Source organism: Streptomyces sp. NPDC054840, assembly GCF_053611065.1.
Genome location: NZ_JBSGZP010001065.1, coordinates 1 through 1,571 on the forward strand (window position 1 = coordinate 1; position 1,571 = coordinate 1,571).

At 71.3% G+C, this 1,571-nt stretch carries 2 protein-coding genes; both read right to left on the reverse strand.

The annotated features are described in order from the left end of the window. The coding region (locus tag ACWGIU_RS37525; RefSeq protein WP_453712530.1) for a hypothetical protein at nt 1–417 on the reverse strand (417 nt) is incomplete at its 3' end. Between the two features lie 57 nt (nt 418–474). Next, the gene (locus tag ACWGIU_RS37530; protein ID WP_453712531.1) at nt 475–1,368 is read right to left on the reverse strand and encodes a hypothetical protein; all 894 of its coding nucleotides are present in this window, start codon (nt 1,366–1,368) and stop codon (nt 475–477) included. Between the last annotated feature and the right edge of the window lie 203 nt (nt 1,369–1,571).

The following is a 1,571-nucleotide window of genomic DNA, read 5'->3' on the forward strand; positions in this document are numbered from 1 at the left end:
GCTGTACACCCACCGGTGCGAGGCGGCGTTGTCGTGGACCGCCTTCCACTGACCGTCGGCGTCGTTGTTGCGTGTCCAGTTGAACGACTGCGCGTTGTTGCGCAGGTTCCATTCGGTGCCGTACCCGATGCAGGCGTAGGCGCCGGTGTTGTTCTCGTTGTAGTAGATGTTGACGTGGTCGCGGCCGCCGGCGCTGCCGCTGTTGCGTACCCAGTCGACCTTGTTCTTGACCTGGTACGGCCAGTCGTTGGAATTGCCGGCGTTCGCGTAGAGGTAGTTGTGATCGTCCGAGTAGGCACAGAAGTTCGTGTAGCCGCAGCCACCGTCTGCCTGCGCCGCGGTCGGAACGGCCACCACCGCCGCACCGGCGATCGCGAGCCCCGCGAGGAGCGTCCTGAGCTTGTGCAGCTTCTCCATCGGTTTCCCTCCCAGTAGTGCCGTGCGTGATTCACCGCCGGTCGGCGGTACGCGACATCAGCTCCCGGCGTGCCGGGTGACCACATCGCGAGCTGTGGGCAGGGCCGCCACCTGCATCCGCCGCATGGCGTCGAAGGCGGCCCCGTGCTCGGCGCGGATCATGTCCGAGTAGCGCCGGTGCAGGTCCTGAGCGGTGTCGGCGAGGCCGGTCGAGCGGGCGCACTCGGCCTGGGCGATGGCCATCGGTACGTCCTGCGCCTCGGCGGCCGGGCCGGTCCGTGCCAGTTGTTCGTCGCGCTGCCGGACGGGGTGCACGGCCGGGAAACCGTGCCGGCCGACGCACTCGCTCCACCCGGCCAGCGCCGTCCGGAACGCGGGGTCCTGGCCGACCCGGCCGGTGCGCACCGCACCGAGCTGCTTCACCGTCTCGTCGGCGCCGTACCAGAGGCGCACGTCCCCGTAGAGCTCCCGCCACGACGCGGTGATGCAGCCCCGGTCACTGTGGCTCAGCGTGCCGCCGCCCGGGTTCTCGACGGCCAGCCCCTTCGAGTCGGGCCCCATGAGGGCCACTCCGAGAGCCTCCAGCCGCTCCGCGGACAGCCCGCTCCGGTACCGGGCGCGCGGGCCCGCCGCCGCCTCCTCGTCGAGCTGCAGCTCGATCCGGCGCCCGAACCCGTGGACGCGGGCCCAGTCCACGTCGTCCACGCCGTACGGGAAGTCCCGCCAGTCCGGGTGCGGCACGCGCGGGACCGGCCAGTACGAGAATCCCTGCGCCCGCATACAGTCCTGTACGAGCAGTTCTCCCGCCGTGTGGAGCAGGTCCAGCTCGGCGGTCTCCAGGGCGCGCGCCGGGCTCCGCTGCCCGGCCCCGTCCGCCGGGAGCGCCGTCCAGGCCGCCACTGCGAGCAGCGTGCCGCAGGCCGCCATGGCGGCCCACCATCTCCTGCGCATGCCAGGACCCCCTTCCCGCCGGCGCCGTACCGACGGGAGCGAGCAAACCCTTTCGAGGTCCTGCGGTGAACCTGTGAGTTGCTAGGTGGTGCGGGTCCGGGAACCGCGCTAGACCGTCTCTCTCGGATCTTGTCGGCCGAGCCCGCGGCGTCCGGTGTCGTGCCCGGCAAGGCGGAGGGGCGCGCCGGTTTACTGGACGTACT

Coding starts and splice junctions, on each gene's coding strand:
- ACWGIU_RS37530 (WP_453712531.1), bottom strand. CDS start 1,368: ATGCGCAGGAGATGGTGGGCCGCCATGGCGGCCTGCGGCACGCTGCTC.